Genomic DNA, 7,677 nt, shown 5'->3' with positions numbered 1-7,677 from the left:
CCTGAACGGCGGGACACCAGGGGGCCTCAACCCCCGCGACGCCGAAGGCGGCGCCGAAAACACAGCCTCAGGAGGCGACCAGCGCGTCCAATACCGAAAGGAACAGCCCCAGCCCGTCGTCACTGGGCCCGGTCAGCGCTTCCGTCGCGTGTTCCGGGTGCGGCATGAGCCCCACCACCCGCTTGTTCGCCGACGCGATACCCGCGATCGAACGCTGCGAGCCGTTGGGGTTGTCTCCCGCATAGCGGAACACCACCCGGCCCTCGCCTTCGAGTTCGTCGAGGACCGACTGCGGGGCCTGGTAGCGGCCCTCCCCCGATTTCAGCGGGACCAGGATCTGGGCCCCCGGTTCGTAGCGCGAGGTCCACGCGGTATCGGCCGCTTCGACACTCAGCCACTGGTCCCGGCAGATGAAGTGCAGGCCTTCGTTGCGGGTGAGCGCGCCCGGCAGCAGGCCCGCCTCGCACAGCACCTGGAAGCCGTTGCAGATGCCCAGAACCGGCATACCCGCGCCGGCGGCTTCGACGACCGTGCCCATCACCGGGGCGAATCGGGCGATGGCACCACAGCGGAGGTAGTCGCCGTAGGAGAATCCGCCGGGTACGACGACCGCGTCGACGCCTTTGAGGTCGGCGTCGCCGTGCCAGAGGGCGACGGCTTCGCCGCCGGCCAGGCGGACCGCGCGGGCCGCGTCCACATCGTCGAGAGTGCCGGGGAAGGTGATGACCCCGATACGAGCGCTCACGGGACGCGTACCACCTTCCAGTCCTCGATCACCGTGTTGGCCAGCAGCGATTCGGCGATCGCGGCGAGTTGATCGTCGCTGATATCGTCACCGACCTCGAGTTCGAAGCGTTTGCCCTGCCGGACGTCGGTGACGCCTTCGAATCCCAGGCGCGGCAGGGCACCGGCTATGGCCTGCCCTTGCGGATCCAGGATCTCGGCTTTCGGCATCACCTCGACCACGACACGTGCCACGGGTTGCTCCTCACAAAAAAGGGGATGAGCTGCGCCCGGCGTCGGCGCCGGGACGCGGATGGGGTTACCTGAGCAGCCTAATTGCCCGGTGGCCGGAAGGTCGCGGCGGGTGACCGAACATATGCAGTACTAGCCTTGCGTGCATGCATGTAGCCCATTTCGGTCACTCCTGCGTACTCGTCGAACTGAACGGGAAGAAGATCCTCTTCGATCCCGGCGCGTTCTCCCACGGTTTCGAAGGCCTCACCGGACTGGACGCGATCGCCGTCACCCATCAGCACGCCGACCATATCGATCCGAACCGGATCGATCCGCTGATCGAGGCGAACCCCGGCGCGCGACTGCTGTCGGATCCGCAGACCGCCGAGCTCCGCGGCGGGGCCTGGGAAGCGTTGCACGCGGGGAATATCGTCGACCTCGACGGTTTGCGCATCACCGGCGGCGGCGGCCGGCACGCGGTGATCCATCCCGAGCTGCCGGTGGTCGACAACACCGTCTTCCAGCTGGGTACCGCCGCGAACCCGACCCGGTTCGTACATCCCGGCGATTCGCTGTGGGTTCCGTCCACCCCGGTCGATGTGCTCGCTGTCCCGGCCGCGGCCCCGTGGATGAAGATCAGCGAAGCGGTCGACTATCTGCGCGCGGTGGCACCGCGGCTGGCCTTCCCGATCCACTACGGGATCATCGCCGAACCGGCATGGGGTGTGTATTTCAGCAGGCTCGACGAGATGCGCAAGGCCGATACCGAATTCACGATCCTGCGTCCGGAGAACGACGCCGAATTCTGAGTACGCAGACGCCGAGCGCCGTGATCACGGCATCCGGATAGGGTCGTCGGGCCCGCTCCTCACGCCCGGGGACTCCACGGTCAGCCGAGCTCGTCCCGTTCTGCCGCCGCCCGCACCGGGCAGGTGGCGTCGGTGGTACACACTCGCCGGTCGCAGAGGCGGCATACCAGCCCGGCGTTGCCGATATCGGAGTAGAGACCGGTCAGCAGCTTGTCCAGCAGGGCGGCCAGGGTATCGCGTTCGGATGGGTCGAGCGGGGCGAGTACCTGCGCCAGATAGTCGCCGCGGGCGATCAGGATATCGGCGGCGGCACGGCGCCCGCGATCGGTGAGCCGGACCGCGATTTCGCGTCCCCGCCGGGGCCGGCGCTCGACCAGCTCCCGCCGCAGCAGCGTATCGATCATCCGCGCCGCGGCCGGCTGGCTCGAACCCACCCGCCGGCCCAGTTCGGTGCCGCTCAACCCCGGCGACCCCGCCAGCACCACCAGCGCCGCGGCCGCACTCGCGCCGATACCCGTGTCCTCGGCGACCCGTTCGAGCATCAGATCGGTGACCGCCAGGGCCGTGGCGCCGAGCAGATTCGCGGTCCGGCGATCATGCATGACTCATGCATAACATGGCGGCGGGTACAAGTTCATCCGGATTCCGCCCGCCGGGACCGATCTCGGCTCCGGAAAGCGGGAACCGCCGCCCCGCTATCGCCGAATGGGGCGGCGGAGTCTCAGGCCGCGCGTATCGCGCGTACGGTTTCCCAGCGGTACACCTCGCCGCGGGCACCGTGATAGAGCGCGAGATCCACGGCGTCCAGCATCGCCTGCCGCGGACCCGGGCGGCCCAGTTGCGCGGCCGAGACCGCCAGGCGCAACACTCCGCCGCGGCGCGCGGTACGCGCGGCACCCAGGACGAGCGCGCGACACCACCAGGGTTCGGCCCGGAAACCTTCCCCGATGCCGAACACCCGCGCCTTCTGCACTACGTTACGTTCCAGATCGTGGATACCGGTCAATCCGAGGGATAGCCGGAACCCCGCCTCGGGCAGTGCCGCGAGCGCACCGGCGGAGACATCCCAGCGGGGCGCGGCGAAAAGCCGGGTGCGCAGACCGACCTGCTCCATGATCCGGTCGGCGGCGGTCAGGCGCAGCAGCGCCTCGTGCCTGGGCAGCGTAGCGAATTCGGCCCGGCGCGGTTTGGTGGCGGCCTGGTCGTAGCCGTGCAGCACCACAGCGTCCCCGCGCCCGCGGCGACCGCGCAGCCAGACCTGGGTGGTGGGATCGTCGGTCAGTCGATATCCGCCCTTCAGGCGCGGCGCCACCAGCAGCGACAACCGCACCCCGCGCTGATCCATCTCCTCGGCGAAACCGATCGCCGCGTCCCGGGTGGCTTCCCGGACGCCCGATACCGAAACGAGCAGCTCAGCGTTCATGTATCCACCATGGCAGCCACAGGTGTCCGTGGCGTGCAGTGCCGATGACCCGCACATGCAGGTCCGGTGACCGGCCCGTGGTGTGGATATGACCGGGCGGCGAACTTCGGGCACGATCCGGTTCGCCGCCCGCCGGGCCTATTTCTCCCCGAGACCCACGGTGTCCAGCACCCAGGCGTATTCGAAGGCGACCTCGCGCCATTTCTCGTACCGACCGCTGACCCCGCCGTGCCCGGCGCTCATCTCCGTTTTGAGCAGCAGCGGCGAATCCCCGGTCTTGGTGGCACGCAGTTTCGCGACCCATTTCGCGGGCTCCACGTACAACACTCGGGTGTCGTTGATACTCGTGATCGCGAGAATCGCCGGATAATCCTTCGCCTCGACATTCTCGTAGGGCGAATACGATTTCATGTACTCGTAGACGTTCTCGTCCGCCAGCGGATTTCCCCACTCGTCCCATTCGATCACGGTGAGCGGCAGCGACGGGTCCAGGATCGAGGTGAGCGGGTCGACGAACGGAACGTTCGCCAGTACACCCGCGAAGAGTTCCGGCGCGATATTGGCGACGGCGCCCACCAGCAGTCCGCCCGCGCTGCCACCGTCGGCGATCATCCGATCCGGTGCGGTGATTCCGCTGTCGACGAGATGCTGTGCACAGGAGACGAAATCGGTGAACGTGTTCTTCTTGGTGAGGGTCTTCCCGTTCTCGTACCAGAGACGGCCCATCTCACCTCCGCCGCGCACATGGGCGACGGCGAAAACCATGCCGCGATCGAGCAGCGAGAGCCGCGATACCGAGAAACCCGGATCCATACTGGCTTCGTAGGAGCCGTATCCGTAGAGCAGCAACGGTTTCGGACCCGCGGCGCGATCGGTGTCGCGCCGGGCGACGATCGAGACGGGGATCCGGGTGCCGTCCTGGGCGACCGCCCAATCCCGATGCTGGACATAGTCGTTCGCGTCGTACCCGCCGAGCACCGGCTGTTCCTTGCGCAGCAGCAGCGCACCCGTCTCCACCACATAGTCGAAGACCTGGGTCGGGGTGATGAACGAGGTGAGACCGAGCCGCAGGGTGGGCTGATCCCATTCCGGGCAGGAACCGAGCCCGGCGCTGTAGAGCTCCAGTTCGAAGTCGAGTTCGCGCAGTTCGCCGTAGCCGTCGGCGGTCAGCGGCCATACCGCGACCCGCGTCAGTGCCTCGCGACGATAGCTGAGCACCAATTGCCCGGCGAAGGCGTCGATATCCTCCAGCCGCACATCGTCGCGGTGCGCGATGAGGGTGCGCAGCCGGGACAGATCGTCGGCCGGGGCTTCGGCGAGAAGGAAATTCTCCGCCTTAACCCCGTCGACCACGTCGTTGTGCAGGATCAGGAACCGGTCCTGTCCCGCCACCACCGCGTGCTCCGCCGAATACTCGACCCCTTCGCGGCGGGGCAGCAGCACCCGGAACTCACCGGTCGGATCGTCGGATTCCAGTACCCAGCCCTCGGTGGTGATCTTGGATCCCACCCAGATCATCAGGTACTTCTCCGACCTGGTGGCGCCGACACTCACCCAGTAGCGCTCGTCGGGCTCGTGGAACACCTGCACATCCGCGGCCGAGGTATCGCCGAGCCGATGCCGCCACACGGTATCGGGCCGCCAGGATTCGTCGACGGTCTGATAGAAGACGTGACTGCCGTCCAGCGACCAGGTCGCCCCGGGCGCGGTACGCGGGATCTCGTCGCCGAGCAGTTCGCCGGAGCGCAGATCCATGAACCGCAGTGTGTAGCGCTCGTCGCCGGCCGTATCGACCGAGAAGGCCAGCAAATTGCCGTCGTGACTCACCGAGAACGCGCCCAGCGCGAAGAAATCGTGCCCCTCGGCCAGCACATTGCTGTCCAGCAGGACCTGTTCGCCGGGGATCTCGGTCCCCGCCTCCAGCTGCGGCGGGGTCCAGGCGTCGATTCCGGCGGCAGCGGCGTCGATCGGGCACCGGCAGTGCACGCCGTACTGTTTGCCCTCGTAACTGCGCGAGTAGTACCAGTGCTCACCGAGGCGGGTCGGCACCGACAGATCGGTCTCCTGGGTGCGGCTCTTGATCTCGTCGAAGATCTTCTCGCGCAGCGGCGCCAAATGTGCCGTCCGGGCCTCGGTATAGGCGTTCTCGGCCTCGAGATGGTCGATGACCTCCGGGTTCTCCTTGTCCCGCAGCCATTCGTATTCGTCGACGAACAGATCGCCGTGGTGTACCCGTTCGAAGGGAACCGTCTTCGCCGTGGGCGCGACCGCCGCGGCCGCGTCGGTTACCGGACTACCACTGTCAGCCATGGCCACCACCGTAGCGGCCCGCTCGGCAGGGCGGACGCCACCACCGTCCAGGCCGCGGCCACGGCGTACCGAGCGAACCGGTCAGGCACCGATCGCCGGGCCGATGGTCGGCCAGGACGCCTTCAGATGATCGTTCCAGTACGACCAGGAATGTGTACCGACCGGGCTGTAATCGACCTGGATCGGCAACCCCGCCGCGCGGGCCCGATGTTCGAAGGCGATCACGCAGGCATCGACCGCGAATTCGATCGGCCCGCCGAGCACGATGTTCTCCGGCAGCTGCGGTTTCAGTTCCAGCTCGTGCGGACCGGGCAGACCGGTACCGGTGGACAGGAACAGGGTTTTACCGCGCAGCCGGTCCAGCATGAGCGCCGGATCGTGGGCCGCCCACTCCGGACTGCCGGCGGGGCCCCACATATTGTCCGGGTTGCCGCCCCTGGTCATGATCGAGAACTGCACCGCTCCGGTCGCCATTCCGGTATCCGGGCAGGCGCTGTACCCGGCGACCGCCGTGTACAGCTCCGGATGGCGGGCCGCGAGGATATACGCGGCGTGCCCGCCCATCGACAGACCGCCGATCGCGTTCTGCCCGTTACCGGCGAAATTACCGTCGATGATCGGCGGCAGCTCCTGGGTCAGGAACGTTTCCCACCGGTAGTGCCCGAGCGCCGGATCGTTGCGCTGCCAATCGGTGAAATAGCTGGCCCTGCCGCCGACCGGGAGGACCACGTTCACGTTCTTGCCGAGGAAGAACCGTTCGGCTTCGGTGGCGTTCGTCCAGGTGCTCTGCCCGACACCCGGATCGAGCCCGTCCAGCAGGTAGTAGCTGGAACGGCTGCCGCCGCCCGCCGGATGCAGCACCTGCACCTGCACGACCTGGTTCATGGCGGAAGAAGCGATGAACACCGCCGAACGCGTGGGGCTGAGCTCGTCGATGCGTACGACCTCGGCCGCAGCGGCCGGAGCGGGTCGGAGAACAGGGAGCCCGGCAGCTAAACCGATCACCCCCAGCATCAGTACAGCTATCCGAAAATATCGCACGTTCGCACCTCCCTAGCCCACCCCGGAAACTAGCTCATGCCCATGCTCACCATTCCGACCCGGCGACAGCGCATATACAGCACATTCTCAGCAAACATGCTGACTATAGACGACAGATGATCTTACGTACCGATTTGTTCCCGATCCGTGAAACGACTCCCCCGACGGGGAACCCGCCGATCAGGCGCCACGCTGCAACGCACCCCGGATGGAACCCGCCAGATAGTCCAGGTCCGCCCGCGGCGGCGTCCGCGGCCGCCCCCGCAAACCGAACCCGTCCCCCGGAGTGCGTGGAATGACATGCAGATGCACGTGGAACACTTCCTGCCCCGCGGTCACCCCGTCGGCCAGGAAGAAATTCACCCCATCGCAAGCCACCTCGCTGTCCCGCAGCGCGGCCGCCAACCGCTGCCCCACCTGGAACAACTTCCCGCCCAGCACCGGGTCGAGCTCGGCGAGCTCGCGCGCCGGAGTCTTCGGCACCACCAGCAGATGACCGGGCGTCATCGGCCGGATATCCATGAACGCGAGAACATCGTCATCCTCGTAGACCTTGCTGGAGGGCGCCCGCCCCGCGACGATATCGGCGAAAATCGAATAAGGATCCATGAAAGGTGTCTATCGGCTGCGCCTCGACTCCGCGAGGTGGGGGTTGTGTTCATTCGCCCCGCCTTCGGCGCGGCTGTGTTCATCGGCGGCGCGTGGTGGGGCCCTATCAACCCCGGTTCTCGACTCCTACGCTCAGTCGCTTCGCTTCTTCGCTTCGTCGCTCCAGGACCGGGCGGGCCCCACCTGCGAATGTCGACCGTCCGGGAGTGGACAAAGGGTGTGGCTGTGGGTGTGCATGCCGACGATCCCGGGTAGCACTTGCCGACCCAGCCGGCGCAGCAGAAGACACGGGTCCGCATGCCGACTCCGTCCGTAGCGGAAACCACAAGGCCCGCAAGCCGACCATCCGGCGTACTGGAAACCAAAGGTCCGCACGCCGGTCTGGACACACCCGCGAGCCCGCATGCCGACCGGGCCGTCGATGCCCCCGCACCCCCCCGAGTCGAGTCTTACGAGACACCTCCAAGGGTTGAGGCCCGTCCCGCCGTTCAGGCCTCGAAGCGCATGCGCCGAAGGCGCGAGTCTCGA

General features: G+C 67.1%; 8 protein-coding genes. 1 reads left to right on the top strand and 7 read right to left on the bottom strand.

The features are described from left to right. Positions 1 to 67: 67 nt before the first annotated feature. Positions 68 to 745: a phosphoribosylformylglycinamidine synthase subunit PurQ gene (purQ, locus tag ACWEWT_RS38185; RefSeq protein WP_452565803.1), complete on the bottom strand. Its 678-nt coding sequence runs from the start codon at positions 743 to 745 to the stop codon at positions 68 to 70. Then, positions 742 to 978: a phosphoribosylformylglycinamidine synthase subunit PurS gene (gene purS, locus ACWEWT_RS38180; RefSeq protein WP_452565802.1), complete on the bottom strand. Its 237-nt coding sequence runs from the start codon at positions 976 to 978 to the stop codon at positions 742 to 744. Before purS ends, purQ begins: the two co-directional genes overlap by 4 nt. Positions 979 to 1,121: 143 nt before the next feature. Here purS and ACWEWT_RS38175 point away from each other — a divergent pair, with 143 nt between their 5' ends. Then, positions 1,122 to 1,766, top strand: a complete 645-nt coding sequence (locus ACWEWT_RS38175; protein WP_452565801.1) for an MBL fold metallo-hydrolase — start codon at positions 1,122 to 1,124, stop codon at positions 1,764 to 1,766. 80 nt (positions 1,767 to 1,846) lie between these two features. Here ACWEWT_RS38175 and ACWEWT_RS38170 read toward each other — a convergent pair whose 3' ends face one another. The 5 genes from ACWEWT_RS38170 to ACWEWT_RS38150 form a co-directional block, all read right to left on the bottom strand. Beyond that, positions 1,847 to 2,368 (bottom strand): MarR family winged helix-turn-helix transcriptional regulator, encoded by a 522-nt coding sequence (locus ACWEWT_RS38170; RefSeq protein WP_452565800.1) that lies wholly within the window; start codon positions 2,366 to 2,368, stop codon positions 1,847 to 1,849. A 119-nt stretch (positions 2,369 to 2,487) separates the two neighbouring features. Continuing rightward, complete coding sequence (locus ACWEWT_RS38165; RefSeq protein WP_452565798.1) at positions 2,488 to 3,189, bottom strand: DUF2334 domain-containing protein; 702 nt, start codon at positions 3,187 to 3,189, stop codon at positions 2,488 to 2,490. A 138-nt stretch (positions 3,190 to 3,327) separates the two neighbouring features. Beyond that, the gene (locus ACWEWT_RS38160) at positions 3,328 to 5,499 is read right to left on the bottom strand and encodes a S9 family peptidase (RefSeq protein ID WP_452565797.1); all 2,172 of its coding nucleotides are present in this window, start codon (positions 5,497 to 5,499) and stop codon (positions 3,328 to 3,330) included. A gap of 81 nt (positions 5,500 to 5,580) precedes the next feature. Beyond that, on the bottom strand, positions 5,581 to 6,513 hold the full coding sequence (locus tag ACWEWT_RS38155) for an alpha/beta hydrolase (protein WP_452565804.1): 933 nt from the start codon (positions 6,511 to 6,513) through the stop codon (positions 5,581 to 5,583). Between the two features lie 207 nt (positions 6,514 to 6,720). Beyond that, positions 6,721 to 7,149 (bottom strand): HIT family protein, encoded by a 429-nt coding sequence (locus ACWEWT_RS38150; protein ID WP_452565796.1) that lies wholly within the window; start codon positions 7,147 to 7,149, stop codon positions 6,721 to 6,723. Positions 7,150 to 7,677: the final 528 nt, after the last annotated feature.

The sequence above is a fragment of the Nocardia sp. NPDC003963 genome, from assembly GCF_053605105.1.
This window is presented reverse-complemented; position numbering and strand designations above follow the sequence as displayed.